Below are 15,684 nucleotides of genomic sequence, written 5' to 3' on the forward strand. Positions count from 1 at the left end.
CCCCCTCAGGTTGATTAATAAACAGTCTTTTAATTCAATGAGTTAGCCTTGCGGTCAACGAGAAAATCTCTACCCTTTGTTTGGCGGCGCGAGAACGATCTTGCTCACGGCGTCGTCAGGAGAGCATGGAGCTGCTGTCCTTATACTTTGGTCAGTGACAGCAACAGCTCCGTCCGATATCGGAAGAACGTATGGACAGCGTCGTAGCCGAAGTCCGCCCTGAAGCGGATGATCGTTTCGAGACCGAGCGGATCACCGCGGCGGTCAATGCACTCGCCGAACAGCATGCCGGGCGCGAGGACCAGTTCCGCGCCGCGATGGCGCAGTTGCTCAAGGCCGAGCTGATCGCGGCGCGCGCCACGGCGCAGACGCTGCTGCTGAAGGACCGCCACGGCCGACGCTGCGCCGAACGGCTCTGCTTCGTGCAGGACGAGATCATCCGCATCCTCTACGCGGCGGCGACCCGGCATCTGTATCACTCGCCGATCCCCTCGGGCGCCGAGCGCATGGCCGTGGTCGCGACCGGCGGTTATGGCCGCGGGCTGATGGCACCGGAATCCGACATCGATCTGCTGTTCATCCTGCCCTATAAGCAGACCGCCTGGGGCGAGCAGGTCGCCGAAGCCATCCTCTACTGCCTCTGGGACATGGGGCTGAAGGTCGGCCACGCCACGCGCTCGGTCGACGAATCGATCCGCCAGGCGCGCGGCGACATGACGATCCGCACCGCGATCCTGGAGACGCGCTTTCTGACCGGCGACCAACCGCTCTACGACGAGCTGGTCGAACGCTTCGACAAGGAAGTGGTGCAGGGCACCGCGGCGGAATTCGTCACCGCCAAGCTCGCCGAGCGCGAGGAGCGGCATCGCCGCGCCGGCCAGTCGCGCTACCTGGTCGAGCCCAACGTCAAGGACGGCAAGGGCGGCCTGCGCGACCTGCATACGCTGTTCTGGATCGCGAAATACGTCTACCGGGTGCGCGAGACCGACGAGCTGCTGGAACGCGGCGTGTTCGACGCGCAGGAATACCGCACGTTCCGCCGCTGCGCCGACTTCCTGTGGTCGGTCCGCTGCAATTTGCACTTTTTTGCCGGACGCGCCGAGGAGCGGCTGTCGTTCGACATGCAGCGCGAGATCGCGGTCCGCCTCGGCTACACCTCGCATCCCGGCATGCAGGACGTCGAGCGCTTCATGAAGCACTACTTCCTGATCGCCAAGGACGTCGGCGACCTCACCGCGATCCTATGCGCCAAGCTCGAGGAGGAGCACAACAAGCCGGCGCCGGTGCTGAGCCGGATGGTGGCGCGGCTGCGGCCCGGCACGAAGCGGCGGCGGGTGGCCGGCAGCGACGACTTCATCGTCGACAACAACCGCATCAACCTCGCCGCGCCCGATGTGTTCAAGCACGATCCGGTCAATCTGATCCGGATCTTCCGCCTCGCGCAGCAGAACAACCTCGCCTTCCATCCCGATGCGATGCGCACGGTGACGCGCTCGCTGAAGCTGATCAACACCCAGCTCCGCGATAACGAGGAAGCCAACCGCCTGTTCATGGAGATCCTGACCTCGAACGATGCGGAGACCGTGCTGCGGCGGATGAACGAGACCGGCGTGCTCGGCCATTTCATCCGCGCCTTCGGCAAGATCGTCTCGATGATGCAGTTCAACATGTACCATCACTATACGGTGGACGAGCATCTGCTGCGCTGCATCGGCTTCCTGCAGGACATCGAGCGCGGCGGCAATGAGGAGTTCACGGTCGCCAGCGACCTGTTCCGCAAGATCCGTCCCGAGCACCGCCCGGTGATCTATATCGCGACCCTGCTGCACGACATCGCCAAGGGCCGGCCGGAAGATCATTCGATCGCCGGCGCCAAGGTGGCGCGGCGGCTGTGCCCGCGGCTCGGCTTCTCCGCCGCCGACACCGAGCTGGTGGCGTGGCTGATCGAGGAACATCTGACGATGTCGACGGTGGCGCAATCGCGCGATCTGTCGGATCGCAAGACCATCGAGAATTTCGCCGCCGTGGTACAATCCGTAGAGCAGATGAAGCTGCTCACGATCTTGACCACCGCGGACATCCGCGGCGTCGGCCCGGGCGTGTGGAACGGCTGGAAGGCGCAGCTGTTGCGCACGCTGTACTATGAAACAGAGCCGGTGCTGACCGGCGGCTTCTCCGAGGTCAACCGCGCCCAGCGCATCGCGGTGGCGCAGGCCGAGTTCCGCCGCGCCTTCACCGAGTGGCCGGAGGTCGAGCTCAACGCCTATATCGGCCGGCACTACCCCGCCTACTGGCTCAAGGTCGAACTGCAACGCAAGATCCGCCAGGCGCGCTTCATCCGCGCCAGCGAGCAGGCCGGCCACAAGCTCGCGATCAATGTCGGATTCGACGAGGTCCGCGCCGTCACCGAGCTCACGATCCTGGCGACCGACCATCCCTGGCTGCTGTCGATCATCGCGGGCGCCTGCGCCTCGGCCGGCGCCAACATCGTCGACGCGCAAATCTACACCACGACCGACGGCCGCGCGCTCGACACCATCTCGATCTCGCGCGAATACGACCGTGACGATGACGAGGGCCGCCGCGCGACGCGGATCGGCGAGATGATCGAGCAGGTGCTGGAAGGCAAGCTCAGGCTGCCCGAGGCGGTAGCCAAGCGCGCGGTGCGCAGCAAGGCGCGGCCGTTCATCGTCGAGCCCGAAGTGACCATCAACAACCAGTGGTCCGACCGCTACACCGTGATCGAGGTCTCCGGCCTCGACCGCCCCGGCCTGCTCTACCAGCTGACCACCGCGATCTCGAAGCTCAACCTCAACATCGCCTCGGCACATGTCGCGACGTTCGGCGAGCGCGCCCGCGACGTGTTCTATGTCACCGACCTGCTCGGCGCCCAGATCACCGCGCCGACCCGGCAGGCCGCGATCAAGAGCGCGCTGCTGCATCTGCTGTCGAGCGAGGACCAAGCGGCGAAGCCGGCGGCGTAACGCGTCGCCTCTCTCCACTCGTCATCCCGGGGCGCGCCTCTGGGCGCGAGCCCGGAATGACGGCGGAAAAAAGCTGCGGCAAATCCCCGCGCATCCTGCCTCAACCGAACAGCCGCATCAGCAGCGCCTTGCCGACCGGCGCCGCGCGCACGCTGCTGAAGGCGCGGACATATTCGCCGGCATAGAAGGCGCGCACCACATTGACCCGCGTCGCGACCGCGTCTTCGAAACGGACGCCGAAGCCGTCACGGGTGCGGCGGACCACCAGCGCGCTCACGTTCTGGCCGTAGACGTTGCACTTGATCGAAGCGCCGATGGCGGGCGGCGCGGGATCGATGAACCGCGCGCCCGAGATCGATATGTCGGCCATCCGCACCAGCCGCGGCTCGGCGCCCTCGTGCATCAGGATCGGCTCGTCGCGCTCGAAACGCTCGGCCTTGCGGCGCCGCGGCTGCTCGATGCAAATGAAGCACACGATCGCGAGCACAACGCAATTGTACAGGCTCCAGGCCAGCGCCAGCCCGCCATAGGCGATGTTTTCCCCGCGCAGATGCAGGATGAAGGCGTAGGCGATGGCCACCAGCGTGATCAGCAAGGCGCTGCCGTAGAGCCGCAGCAGCGGCCACTCGATGAAGCGCCGGTTGCGATCGCCGCCCTTGGCCGTCACCTTGAATTTGTGGCCTTGCGGCTTGGCGAGGCCGGTCACGACCGCCTTCAGCACCGCGGGCGCGGCGATATATTGCGAGACGTCGGTCATGATCGCGAGCGAGCGGCCACGCGAAATCCAGGCCATCGTGAAAGCGTGCCAGACATAGAACGGCATGAAGTATTTCAGCAACTCGGACAGGTCGGCGTGGACAGCCTTGATCCCGAACAGCAAGAAGAGCCACGGCACGACCAGGCCGAACACCTTGGTGCTATAGACCGCCGCCCAACTCATGAAGGCATCGACCAGCGACAGCCGGTCCATGAATGCGAGCCTGGATTGCCGCGAGAACGGCCCGCTGCGGCCGCGGACGATCTGCATGAAGCCGAGACACCAGCGCCCGCGCTGGGTGATGTATTCCTTCAATCCCTCCGGCGCGAGCCCGATGGTCAGGCGCTCGTTGAGATAGACCGTGCGCAGGCCCTTCTCCTTCAGCCGCAGCGTGACGAGGTAGTCCTCCGTCACCGAGTCGGTCGGGAAGCCGCCGATCTGCATCAGGCCGGAAAAGCTGATCAGCGACGAGGTGCCGCAGCAGAATGCGGTGCCCCAGGCGTCCTTGGCCGGCATCAGGATGTCGAAGAAGAAGCGCTGCTCGTCGGGCCAGACGTCGGTCGCGGCGAGATTGGTCTGGATCGGATCCGGATTGATGAAATGCTGCGGCGTCTGCACGACGCCGACGGTGCCGTCCTGCATCAGGCTCATCGCTCGCGTCAGGAAGTCTGGCATTGGGACAAAATCCGCATCGAGGATCGAGACGAATTCCGGCCGGTCCGCCAGCGCGGACACGTGCTGGAGCGCATGATTGATGTTGCCGGCCTTGGCGTGGCGGTTGTCGGGACGGGTCAGGTAGTTGCAGCCGAGCTCCTGTGCGAGCCGGCGCAGCCAGAGCCTGCGCCCGTCGTCGAGCACCCAGACGCGATAGTTTGGGTAGTTGAGACCCGTCGCGCCGATGATGGTGCGCTCGAGGATCGCCTTTTCCTCGTTATACGTGCAGATGAAGACGTCGACGCGCGGCGCATCCGCCGACGCCTTGGATCCGCGCAGGATGGCGTTGACCTCGGGCGAGCGGTCGATGGTGCGGCTGAGAAACAGCAGCGACAGGCACACCGCGATCATTGAGGCCGCCTCCGCCGCCACGAAGGGATAGCCGATCAGCGCGTCGGCGGTGAGACTCACCGGCGGAAGAGTCTGGGTCACCCGCCAGACGAAGTAGTGCAGCAACAGCAGGAACGACATGCCGGTCATCAAGACGCGGGCCAGCGTCTGCTCGCGCCGGAGCAAGGGCAGGATCGCAAGGCAGGCACCGAAGGCGACCAGCCCGGGCGCAAATGCCGCCATCATGGCTTTGCCGCATCCGTGTTGAACACCACCCGCCCGGTGCGGCCGACCGCGCATTCCTTGCCCGTGGTATCGAGCTCCGGCATCGAGACCGTCACCCGATATGGCTCCTTGTTGAGCGCATCCGGATTGATCGCAAGGTTTGCGGGCGCACCCGACGCGCCGGTGAGATTGACGATCTCACCCTGGATCGCGGCGCTGCCGTCGTTCGGCTCGAAGCTCGCCTGCTCGCCGAGCTTGAGGCGATTGTAGACGCCTTCGGTGACGTTGGCGGTAACCACGGCGCCCGAGCAATCGAGCAGCTTGAGCAAAGGCTGCCCGGCCCTGACGTCCTCGCCCGGCGAGGTCATCATCTCCCAGATGCGCCCGGCGACCGGCGCCTTGATGTCGGCTTCCGCCCGGTTGACGTAATGCAGCTGCTCCGAGGCAATCTCGTGGGTGAGCCAATCGATCTCGGCATCGGAATGCGCGAGATCGGCACGCAGATCGCTGACGCGCTGGCGCATCTCCTCTTCCCGCTGCACGGAACTCGGCCGGTCGTTGTAGCTGTCGCCGAGATAGGTGCCGTTCCTTGCCGCCGTGAGTTCGACCTTGGCGGCATCGAGCCGGCGCTGCGCGCCGATCTCGGTTTGCTGGGCGATCGACTGCTCGCGCGTCAGCCGGGCCATTTCGACCGTCGAGACGCTGCCCGATTTGATCAGCGACGAGGCGCGCTCGACCGCCGCCGTCGCTTCTTCCCGCCGCGCGGCCGCGGCCTCGATCGCGGTCTGGATTTCGGCGATGCGCGCCTGGAGCTGTAGGATGCGACCATCGCGGAACTGGGCCGCCTGGCGGGCAAGGTCCTGTTGCGCCGTCTCGGCGGCGGCAAGCTTGGCGGCGAAACTCGGGCGCTCATTTTCCATCCGGGACATCTGCCGCCGAAGATCGTCGAGCCGCACGCGATCGCCGCGCGCGTTGACGACATGAAGGATCGCATCGCCCTCATGGACCACACTGAGCTGCGTCGAGCTTTGCTGCGGCTTCGCGCTCACGGTGCCGTCGATCGGCGAGCGCAAGGTCACGATCCGGGCATTGACCACGGCCTCGACACTCGAGGTCTGCAGCACGGCCTTCAGTGGCAACCATCCGAACACGGCCACGATCGCAAGGCCGATGCCGACCTTGAGCAGGCGGCGAACCCACCGGCCCGCGCTTGCAGACGCTTCCGGGTGGGGCGTGCTGTCGCCGGCGGGTTCGCTGACCGGCTCGTCGTGCGCCGGCTGCAGCCGGTCCTGCAAGTCACGCTGCAATCCGCGTGCGCCTGCTTCCTCATCCTTGGCGACGGAAACATCGCCTTCGGGAAATGGCTTCTGGTGCTGTGCCTGATTCATGTTGACCGGCCCCTGAACTGTCAGTGCGCGAATCCAACGCACAGCTCCGCGGAGCGATGCCGTTGCCGGACCGATCCAATAATCAGGTGCTTCAAAAGCAGCTAAAGCGAACCGAGCATCTTTCGGAAAAATGTCTGCAGTTTGCGACGGTCGGAAGATCGATGGCGCAGCGACGGTGCCGACCTTGTTCCTCCGCCATTGGGCAGGCGACGGAGAAAACTGAGCCCGGAATCCATCAGGGCCGGGGCTAGACGGGGAGTGGATTCCGGGCTCTCACGGAGGCTGTTGTCGGACCCGTTTTGCGCGACCCAGGCGTGAGCAGCCAGCGCGTCGGTCCCGGCAGCCTGCCGGACTTGGATCCAGAGCGGGCTACGATCCTGGATCCGGCACGTTCTGCAGCGCCGCGAGGCTTGCCCCCAGCAAGGCCAGGTAGCTCGCCTGACAGAGCACCACGCTCAAATCGAAGACGTCGAGTAGATCGATCCAGGGGTCGCCGACCTGCACGCTCGCTGCTTGCTTGCCGCCGTCGATGACGGAGGGCTGGAAGCTGCGGTTACGCGTCCGACGCACGGTCTCCCGCTCGACGTCGTCGGAGCAAACGATCAGATGCAGGCGCGTGTTGGGCATTTCATCTCCCGTCTCTGATTGACGATGGCTGAACCCCGAAAGGCCTCTACTGTCATCGAGTTACCCAGTAAGCGTAGCCAGCGGGAGGGAACCGGCCATTGAACGGAGGTTGATCCGGCCGTTACATTCGGATGGGGACGACATACTTTGGTTTAGCCGCAACCTGGACCTGCGTTCGTCTGGCGATTGCGCTTTCCGCGCGATCTCGCACGAGGCGAGCGGATCGCCAAAAAACGCCCCACGATCCGGTTCGGACGTCGAGAAAGCTGCTAACATGCAGTTAGTTAGGAGGGCGACGTTGTCGCCGCTGATGGTAGCGGTCACCTAGCGACGCAGCGCGGCCCACGATGGCCAAATGCTGGTGCTGCCGATGATGCGCATCCCGACCACGAAGTCCCGGTCGCCCGAGCAATGGCTGCTCGGCGGCATGGTGCTGGCCTTGGCCGCAACCTGCATTGGACTGCTGCTTGGTCCGCAGCCTGCAGCTTCCGCCCATCTGATCGCGCTGGCGCTGCTGATCGCCTCGCTTGTCGCCGCATTGCTGATGATGGGGGTGGTGGGCCGCACCCACAGGCGGATGGAAGCCATGTTGCGCGGCCGGGCCAGCGGCGAAGAGCGCGCAATCGAGGCCCTGCGGAGCAGCGAAGCGCAATGGCGGGAGGTGTTCGAGCACAACCCGGTCATGTACTTCATGGTCGACGCCACGGGTCTCGTGCTGTCGGTCAACACGTTCGGCGCGGCACAACTCGGCTACACCGTCGACGAATTGCTCGGACAATCCGTGCTGCGGGTGTTTGCCGCCGAAGACCATCAGGCGGTCCAGCGCAACGTCGCAGCGTGCCTCGACAACATCGGCCAAACCCACAATTGGGAAATCCGGAAGGTCCGCAAGGACGGCTCACGACTTTGGGTTCGTGAAAATGCCAAGGCCGTACGGCGGCAGGACGATCGATTGATCGTCCTGATCGCATGCGAGGACATCACCGAGCGCAAACAGGCCGAAAACGCGCTGCAGCAGAGTGAGATGTACCTGAGCGAAGCCCAGCGATTGAGCCACACCGGCAGCTTTGGCTGGCACGTCGCCAGCGGTGAGGTGATCTGGTCTGAAGAGACGTTCAGGATCTTCGGATTCGACCGGGCGCCTTCCATCAAGCATGCCGCGGTCCTTCAGCGCATCCATCCGGACGATCGCAGCCGCGTGCAACAGACCGTCGACCGCGTCTCGCTCGACGGCAGGGATTTCGAGCACGGCTACCGGTTGCTGATGCCGGACGGCGCGATCAAATATGTTCACGCCAGGGCGCATGCGGTGACCGCCCCCTCCGGCAATACCGAATTCATCGGAGCGGTCACCGACGTGACCGCCCGCAAGCGCGCCGAGGCGGAGTTGCATGAAGCGCAGAGCAACCTCGCGCATGTCACGCGTGTGACGGCCCTCGGCGAGCTCGCCGCATCGATCGCCCATGAAGTGAATCAGCCGCTCGCTGCCGTGGTCGCCAACGCCGCGGCATGCCTGCGCTGGCTCAACCGGGCGGCTCCCGATCTGAATGAAGCGCGCGGGGCGGTCAGGTCGATCATCAGCGACGGCAACCGCGCCGGCGAGGTCATCCAGCGCGTCCGGGCCCTGGTGAACAAGACAACCGGTCAGATGGCGCCGCTCGACATCAATCAAGCCATCAACCAGGTGATCGGCCTGGTGCAGCATGAGCTGCAGAGCCACCTTGTATCCCTGCAGCTCGACCTCGCGGCCGCGCTTGCGCCTGTGGTCGCCGACCGCGTCCAGCTGCAGCAAGTCATCCTCAACCTCATCGTCAACGGCATCGAAGCAATGCAGCCGGTCACGGACAGGCCACGGGAGCTCGTGATCCGGACCCGCCAGGACGATGCCGGGCAGATCCTGGTCACCGTCATCGACTGTGGTGTCGGGGTTGCGACAGAGGATGCCGAGCGGCTGTTTGACGCCTTCTACACCACCAAGGCCAGCGGCATGGGAATGGGATTGTCGATCTGCCGCTCGATCGTCGAAGCCCACCGAGGGCGCCTGTCCATGTCCAGAAATATCGGTCCCGGCACGACGTTCCAGTTCATCCTGCCGCTGCGTCAGGAGGATCGTGCATGGTGATCGGACACGCGGCATCGTCTCCCGCCCTGGCGAACGCCGAGCCGATCGTGTTCGTCGTTGACGACGACGCGTCCGTGCGAGACTCGCTGAACAATCTTCTCCGCTCGGTCGGCCTGCGGACCGCGGCGTTCGGGTCGGCCCATGAATTTCTCCAGCACAAGCTCCCCGATGTTCCGAGCTGCCTGATCCTGGACATCAGGCTGCCCCGGCTGAGCGGCCTCGACTTCCAGGCGGAGCTGGCCAAGGCCGACATTCATATTCCGATCATCTTCATGACCGGCCATGGCGATATCCCGATGACGGTCAGAGCCATGAAGGCCGGAGCCGTCGACTTCCTGACCAAGCCGTTCCGCGATCAGGACATGCTGGATGCCGTCACGACTGCGATCGAACGCGACAGAACGCGCCGCAATGAGGCCAGGGCGCTCGCGAACCTGCGCGCAGCCTTCGCGACCCTGACCCCTCGCGAGCGCCAGATCATGAGCCTCGTCACCGCGGGGCTGATGAACAAGCAGGTCGCCGCCGAAATCGGCGTCGCCGAGATCACGGTCAAGATCCACCGCGGGCACATCATGCGGAAAATGGCGGCGAAGTCGCTGCCTGACCTGGTCAGGATGGCGCAGATCCTAGGGATCAAGCAGGCGTCCGGCGGCGCGCAAACCTAAGTATGATTCTCCGGCCGCGCCCGACGACGCACTGTGGCGCCGTGAGAGCAGACACCAGAGGCCCCTCTGGCCGTTCCAGGAAGCCCTTCTTGTCCAACCCGGTGATCTCGATCGTCGACGATGACATGTCGGTCCGCACCGCGACCGACAATCTGGTCAGATCGCTGGGCTACGCGGTCCGGACCTATGCCTCGGCCGAGGAATTCCTGCATTCGCCGCAACTGAACGACACCTCCTGCGTGATAGCCGATGTCAGGATGCCGGCGATGAGCGGGCTCGACTTGCAGGCCCGCCTGATTGCCGACGGCCGGCACGTTCCGTTCATTTTCATCACGGCGTTCTCCGTCGAAAGCGATCGGGCCCGCGCCATGGAGGCGGGAGCGATCTGCTTTCTGATCAAGCCGTTTGACGGAGATGCGCTGGTCAAATGCCTCGATGCCGCGCTCGCACAGCATGGCACAGCGACAAGCGCGTGAGTTCAGGTCGAATATACGCAAGGATGATGCCGGGAAACATCTGGACAAGTTGCACATCGACGGTGGCAGCGCGAGATTTCGCGGCGCCGCCCCTCCAGAAGACCGGCGGCAATGACAGCATCAGACATTCTTGATTGGCAAATGGCAGTTCCTTGGAGGGAAGTCGCCATGCGTACGGAACCGCGCTGCGCCCAGTGTGACAGCGAAGATGCCAGGATCATCTGCCTGCGAAGTCCGGCGGGTGAGCGCTACTGCGGACGGCTCTGTCTTCACAAGGGTCAGGAGGATTTCATTCGCTGGCTTTGGCGAGCGAATGCGGAGGCAGCATCATGACCGGCCGTTGCGGGAATCCAGGATGCCGGCGGCCCTTCGGACTGATCCGGCATAGCTGGTACTTCGAGCAATTCTGCTCGACGAAGTGCCGCGAGATCTACAAGCGGCAGCTAGAGCGCAACAAGGTCTATTGGAAGTGGCTCTATCCCCTCCCGAGAACCGGCGGCCCGTCGAAGAAACTGATCTGACGCGCCCAAGGAGATCCGATGACGACGGTCGACGCGATGCTGGTAGGAGCGATCCTCGCATGGGTGCCTTCGTTCATTGTGTTCCTCTACATCGTACGCGATCTGCGCAACATGCCGCGCGAGGATCTCGATTGATCGTCTCGCTGCGGCTGGATCCGGCCGCTAGACCGCCACGCCCTCGTGCCGCAGCAGCCAACGCTTGCGCTCCAGTCCGCCGCCATATTTGACCAGCGAACCGTTGGCACCGATCAGGCGGTGACAGGGCACGACGACGCTGATCGGGTTGGAGCCGTTGGCGTGGCCGACCGCGCGCATCGCATTCGGCACTTTGAGTTTCGCCGCCAGCGCGCCGTAGCTCATGGTGGTGCCCGGCGGAATCTTCGGCAATGCGTGCCAGACCTTCTGCTGGAACGGCGTGCCGGCGACGCGCCATTCGACATCGGCGAGCCGGTCGAGATCGCCGCTGAAGTAATCGCCGAGCGCCTTGCGCATCGCAGCCGGTGCGTGGCCGTCCCGCAAGGTCACGGCGCCATAGTGCAGCCGCAGAAGGTCGAGCATGCGCCCTTCATAGTCGTCCCAGTCGAGCGCGCGCAGCACGCCGTCGCCATCGGTCACCAGCAGCGCGGTGCCGATCGGGGTCTTGAGGCGGTCGAGGTTGAAGGTATGGGCAGTCTTGCGGTCGGCCATGTCGGTCACTCTGGAATGTCGCAGCGCTCGAACGGATCGCTCCGCATACAATTCACCGCGCGCATGCTAGCGTCCACCCGAATTCCGGTGAGGGGATCGAAGATGCTTTGGCTTGCCAATTTTCTGGTCGCGGTGGTGGCTGCGCTGCACATCTATTTCCTCGTGCTCGAGATGTTTCTCTGGACCAAGCCGCTCGGGCTGAAGACCTTCAGCAACTCGATCGAGAAGGCAACAGACTCGGCAGTGCTCGCCGCCAATCAGGGACTTTATAACGGCTTCCTCGCCACCGGACTGATCTGGGGCCTCGTGCATGGAAATCCAGCCTTCGCGTTCCAGATCAAGACATTCTTCCTGCTCTGCGTGATCGTCGCCGGCGCCTATGGCGCGGCCACCGTCAGCCGCCGCATCCTCTATGTGCAGGCGGCCCCCGCCGCGCTGGCGCTGATCCTGCTCTGGCTCGCCTGACGCGACATCGCGCGCAGGGACATCGCCTTGCAATGCCCCCGCCCTTCCTCCATCATCCCTGACAACGGTGACATCCGCCGGCTTGACGCTTGCGGACAAGATCACCGGCAACATGGGAGGTCACGGACATGAGGAGCGTGCAATTGCTCGCTGCGACAGCGCTTGCCATCGCGTTGTCGGTTACATCGGCCACCGCGCAGAAGAAATACGACATCGGCGCGACCGACACCGAGATCAAGATCGGCCAGACCGTGCCGTTCTCGGGCCCCGCATCCGCCTATGCCGGCATCGGCAAGACCCAGGCCGCCTACATCAAGATGATCAACGATCAGGGCGGCATCAACGGCCGCAAGCTGAACCTGATCCAGTATGACGACGCCTATTCGCCGCCGAAAGCGGTCGAGCAGGTGCGCAAGCTGGTCGAGGGCGACGAGGTGCTGTTCACCTTCCAGATCATCGGCACGCCCTCAAATGCCGCCGTGCAGAAATATCTGAATGCCAGGAAGGTGCCGCAGCTGCTGGCCTCCACCGGCGCCTCGCGCTTCTCGGATCCGCAGAATGCGCCCTGGACCATCGCCTTCAACCCGAACTACCAGTCCGAGGGCCGCATCTACGCCAAATACATCCTGGCCAATCACCCGAACGCCAAGATCGGCATTTTCTACCAGAACGACGATCTCGGCCGCGACTACATCACCGGCCTGAAGAGCGGGCTCGGCGACAAGGCCGCGAGCATGATCGTCGCCGAGGTGTCCTACGAGCTGACCGACCCGACCGTCGATTCGCAGATCGTCAAGCTGAAGGCCGCCGGCGTCGACCTGCTCTACAACGCATCGACGCCGAAATTCGCCGCGCAGGCGATCCGCAAGGTCGCGGACCTTGACTGGCACCCGGTGCATATCCTCGACATCAATGCGAGCCCGGTGTCGGCGACGCTGAAGCCGGCCGGCCTCGACATCTCCAAGGGCATCATCTCGACCAATTACGGCAAGGACCCCGCCGACCCGCAGTGGAAGGACGATCCCGGCGTGAAGGCCTATTTCGCCTTCATGGACAAGTATTACCCGGAGGGCGACAAGCTCAACACCGTCAACACCTACGGCTATTCGACGGCCGAGCTGCTGATACAGGTGCTGAAGCAGTGCGGCGACGACCTCACCCGCGAGAACCTGATGAAGCAGGTGACCAGCCTGAAGAAGTTCGTGCCGAGCCTCGCGCTGCCGGGCATGTCGATCACGACGGGACCGAACGATTATCGCATCAACAAGCAGATGCAGATGATGAAGTTCAACGGCGAGCGCTGGGAGCTGTTCGGCCCGATCATCGAGGATACCGGACCGGCGGGCTAGGCTCGCGCCAAAGACGAGATGTGCTCCCTCGCCCCGCTCTTGCGGGGTCGAGACGAGCGAAGCTCGCTCTTAGAGGGTTGGGGTGAGGGGCTGCTGCCGCGCAACGGCTGTAGGTACGCCGGCGGAGACTCCCCCTCACCCGCATCGCATCTTCGATGCGACCTCTCCCCGCAAGCGGGGCGAGGTGAAGCGGAGCCGGCTCTTTCCGGCTGCACCGGCTCTTTTCGCACCGCCCCCTACTTTCGTTGACTGAAATTGCTCGCCTTTTCGGCACCGCTCGTCTTGCGTCGCAGCAATGGTTCCGCCAGTATCCCGGCCCAGCGATGGCGACCGCGGGACCTTGAACCCGCGGACAAGATCATCGGCCAACCATCAGTCACGTGAGGGAAACAGCATTATGAGGAATGGGATTTTCCACCTGGTCACGGGAACGGCGCTCGCGATCGCGCTGTCTGCAACGTCGGCCTCCGCGCAGAGGAAGTACGATCCCGGCGCGAGCGACACCGAGATCAAGATCGGCCAGACCGTCCCCTTCTCCGGACCGGCTTCCGCCTATGCCTCGATCGGCAAAACCCAGGCGGCCTATTTCAAGATGATCAACGATCAGGGCGGCATCAATGGCCGCAAGATCAACCTGATCCAGTATGACGACGCCTATTCGCCGCCCAAGGCCGTCGAACAGGTGCGCAAACTGGTCGAGAGCGACGAGGTGCTGCTCACCTTCCAGATCGTCGGCACGCCGTCGAACGCCGCCGTGCAGAAATATCTCAACGCCAAGAAGGTGCCGCAGCTGTTCGCCGCCACCGGCGCCTCGAAGTTCACCGATCCGAAGAACTTCCCGTGGACCCTCGGCTTCAATCCGAACTACTTCGTCGAAGGTCGCATCTACGGCCAGTACATCCTGAAGGAGCATCCGAACGCCAAGATCGGCGTGCTCTATCAGAACGACGACCTCGGCAAGGATTATCTGAACGGCATCAAGGCCGGCCTCGGCGACAAGGCGGCCAAGATGATCGTGGCCGAAGCCTCCTATGAAGTCTCCGACCCGACCATCGATTCCCAGGTGATCAAGATCAAGGACGCCGGCGCCGACCTGTTCTTCTCGGCCTCGACGCCGAAGCAGGCCGCGCAGGCAATCAAGAAGATCGCCGAGCTCGGCTGGCATCCGGTCCACATCGTCGATATCAACGCCACCTCGGTCGGCGCCGTGCTGCAGCCGGCGGGCCTGGAGGCCTCCAAGGGCCTGATCTCGACCAACTACGGCAAGGATCCCGCCGATCCGCAGTGGAAGGACGATCCCGGCATGAAGCGCTACTTCGACTTCATGGCGAAGTACTATCCCGACGGCGACAAGAACTCGAACTTCAACACCTACGGCTACTCCACCGCCCAGCTGATGGTGCATGTGCTGAAGCAGTGCGGCGACGAGCTGACGCGCGAGAACGTGCTGAAGCAGGCCACCAACCTGAAGAATGTCGAGCTCGACATGGCGCTGCCCGGCATCAAGGGCAACACCACGCCGAACGACTACCGCGTCAACAAGCAGTTGCAGATGATGAAGTTCAACGGCGAGCGCTGGGAGCTGTTCGGCCCGATCCTCGAAGACGCCGGCGCGGCGGGCTAGGATCGCGCAGGTTTGAGATGCAATCGGCGGCCTCCGGGCCGCCGATTTGTTTTTGGAGTGCGAACATCGGCTCCATCACCGTCACCCTGAGGAGCGCGCTCTTGCGCGCGTCTCGAAGGGTCGACGGCCCGACTGTGGCCGTGCATCCTTCGAGACGCGCTACGCGCTCCTCAGGATGAGGGGATAGCAAGCGCTAGCGGTTTTGATGGCCTACGCCGGGATCTCGCCGAAATTCTTGCCCACCGGCAGCACCGCATGCCGGATCAGGCGCGAATCCTCGACGCCGGCCTGGCGGTGTTTCACCGCCTCGCGATAGACGGGGTCGCGAATCATTTCGACGAAGGCGGCGACGCTTGGATACTCCGCGATGAAGCAGTGATCCCAACGCTCCTCTTGCGGGCCGATCAGCATCAGCTCGAAGCGGCCCTGCCAGACGATGCGCCCGCCAAGACGTTCGAACACCGGGCCGCTCTCGCGGCCGTAGGCGGCATAGGCCTCGGCACCGGTCGCCTTGCGGCCGTCGGGATAGGCGGCCCACTCACGCAGACGCACCAGATTGAGCATATGGATCGGGCCCGGCCGGTTGTTGTCCCGGAATTGCGCGAAGACCTCCTTGGTCGGATCGATATGGCCCATGCGGTGCTCCTTTTTTCCTTTGTTCCATCTCTATGTAGCACGCGTCGCCTCACCTCCTAATCCCCCGTTAAGCTTTGCGTAACCGCCCCTTAAACCGGGAACGCTAGCGTGCGC

At 64.0% G+C, this 15,684-nt stretch carries 13 protein-coding genes; 8 read left to right on the forward strand and 5 right to left on the reverse strand.

Annotation, left to right across the window (positions count from 1 at the left end; all coding sequences use genetic code 11):
* Positions 1-191: 191 nt before the first annotated feature.
* Entirely contained in the window at positions 192-2,984 is a 2,793-nt protein-coding gene (locus CO675_RS06260; RefSeq protein ID WP_097671165.1) for a [protein-PII] uridylyltransferase, read from the forward strand.
* Between the two features lie 100 nt (positions 2,985-3,084).
* On the opposite strand, the gene CO675_RS06265 is transcribed toward CO675_RS06260, so the two are convergent.
* The 3 genes from CO675_RS06265 to CO675_RS06275 all read right to left on the reverse strand — a co-directional run bounded on the left by CO675_RS06265 (position 3,085) and on the right by CO675_RS06275 (position 7,025).
* Positions 3,085-5,031, reverse strand: a complete 1,947-nt coding sequence (locus CO675_RS06265) for a glycosyltransferase (protein ID WP_097671166.1) — start codon at positions 5,029-5,031, stop codon at positions 3,085-3,087.
* Positions 5,028-6,398: an HlyD family secretion protein gene (locus CO675_RS06270; RefSeq protein ID WP_245452651.1), complete on the reverse strand. Its 1,371-nt coding sequence runs from the start codon at positions 6,396-6,398 to the stop codon at positions 5,028-5,030. The genes CO675_RS06265 and CO675_RS06270 overlap by 4 nt, the downstream gene beginning before the upstream one ends.
* Positions 6,399-6,767: 369 nt before the next feature.
* Entirely contained in the window at positions 6,768-7,025 is a 258-nt protein-coding gene (locus CO675_RS06275; protein ID WP_097671167.1) for a hypothetical protein, read from the reverse strand.
* 355 nt (positions 7,026-7,380) lie between these two features.
* On the opposite strand from CO675_RS06275, the gene CO675_RS06280 reads away from it, so the two are divergent.
* The 4 genes from CO675_RS06280 to CO675_RS06295 all read left to right on the forward strand — a co-directional run bounded on the left by CO675_RS06280 (position 7,381) and on the right by CO675_RS06295 (position 10,809).
* Positions 7,381-9,147, forward strand: a complete 1,767-nt coding sequence (locus CO675_RS06280; protein ID WP_245452652.1) for a PAS domain-containing sensor histidine kinase — start codon at positions 7,381-7,383, stop codon at positions 9,145-9,147.
* Entirely contained in the window at positions 9,141-9,812 is a 672-nt protein-coding gene (locus tag CO675_RS06285; RefSeq protein WP_097671168.1) for a response regulator transcription factor, read from the forward strand. Before CO675_RS06280 ends, CO675_RS06285 begins: the two co-directional genes overlap by 7 nt.
* An 89-nt stretch (positions 9,813-9,901) precedes the next feature.
* Positions 9,902-10,288 (forward strand): response regulator transcription factor, encoded by a 387-nt coding sequence (locus CO675_RS06290; protein ID WP_283808099.1) that lies wholly within the window; start codon positions 9,902-9,904, stop codon positions 10,286-10,288.
* A 329-nt stretch (positions 10,289-10,617) separates the two neighbouring features.
* Complete coding sequence (locus CO675_RS06295; RefSeq protein ID WP_143278889.1) at positions 10,618-10,809, forward strand: hypothetical protein; 192 nt, start codon at positions 10,618-10,620, stop codon at positions 10,807-10,809.
* Positions 10,810-10,971: 162 nt separating this feature from the next.
* Here the strand turns inward: CO675_RS06295 and CO675_RS06300 are convergent, their stop codons facing one another.
* Positions 10,972-11,496, reverse strand: a complete 525-nt coding sequence (locus CO675_RS06300; RefSeq protein WP_097671170.1) for a methylated-DNA--[protein]-cysteine S-methyltransferase — start codon at positions 11,494-11,496, stop codon at positions 10,972-10,974.
* 102 nt (positions 11,497-11,598) lie between these two features.
* Here CO675_RS06300 and CO675_RS06305 point away from each other — a divergent pair, with 102 nt between their 5' ends.
* The 3 genes from CO675_RS06305 to CO675_RS06315 all read left to right on the forward strand — a co-directional run bounded on the left by CO675_RS06305 (position 11,599) and on the right by CO675_RS06315 (position 14,934).
* Entirely contained in the window at positions 11,599-11,961 is a 363-nt protein-coding gene (locus CO675_RS06305; protein WP_097671171.1) for a DUF1304 domain-containing protein, read from the forward strand.
* Between the two features lie 128 nt (positions 11,962-12,089).
* On the forward strand, positions 12,090-13,310 hold the full coding sequence (locus CO675_RS06310; RefSeq protein ID WP_097671172.1) for an ABC transporter substrate-binding protein: 1,221 nt from the start codon (positions 12,090-12,092) through the stop codon (positions 13,308-13,310).
* 397 nt (positions 13,311-13,707) lie between these two features.
* Positions 13,708-14,934, forward strand: coding sequence for an ABC transporter substrate-binding protein (locus tag CO675_RS06315; protein WP_097671173.1), 1,227 nt, complete (start codon positions 13,708-13,710; stop codon positions 14,932-14,934).
* A 210-nt stretch (positions 14,935-15,144) separates the two neighbouring features.
* On the opposite strand, the gene CO675_RS06320 is transcribed toward CO675_RS06315, so the two are convergent.
* A complete protein-coding gene (locus CO675_RS06320; protein ID WP_097671174.1) occupies positions 15,145-15,570 on the reverse strand; it encodes a DUF1330 domain-containing protein in 426 nt (141 codons plus the stop codon).
* Positions 15,571-15,684 lie beyond the last annotated feature (114 nt).

It is taken from the genome of Bradyrhizobium sp. C9, from assembly GCF_002532045.1.
Lineage (GTDB): Bacteria > Pseudomonadota > Alphaproteobacteria > Rhizobiales > Xanthobacteraceae > Bradyrhizobium.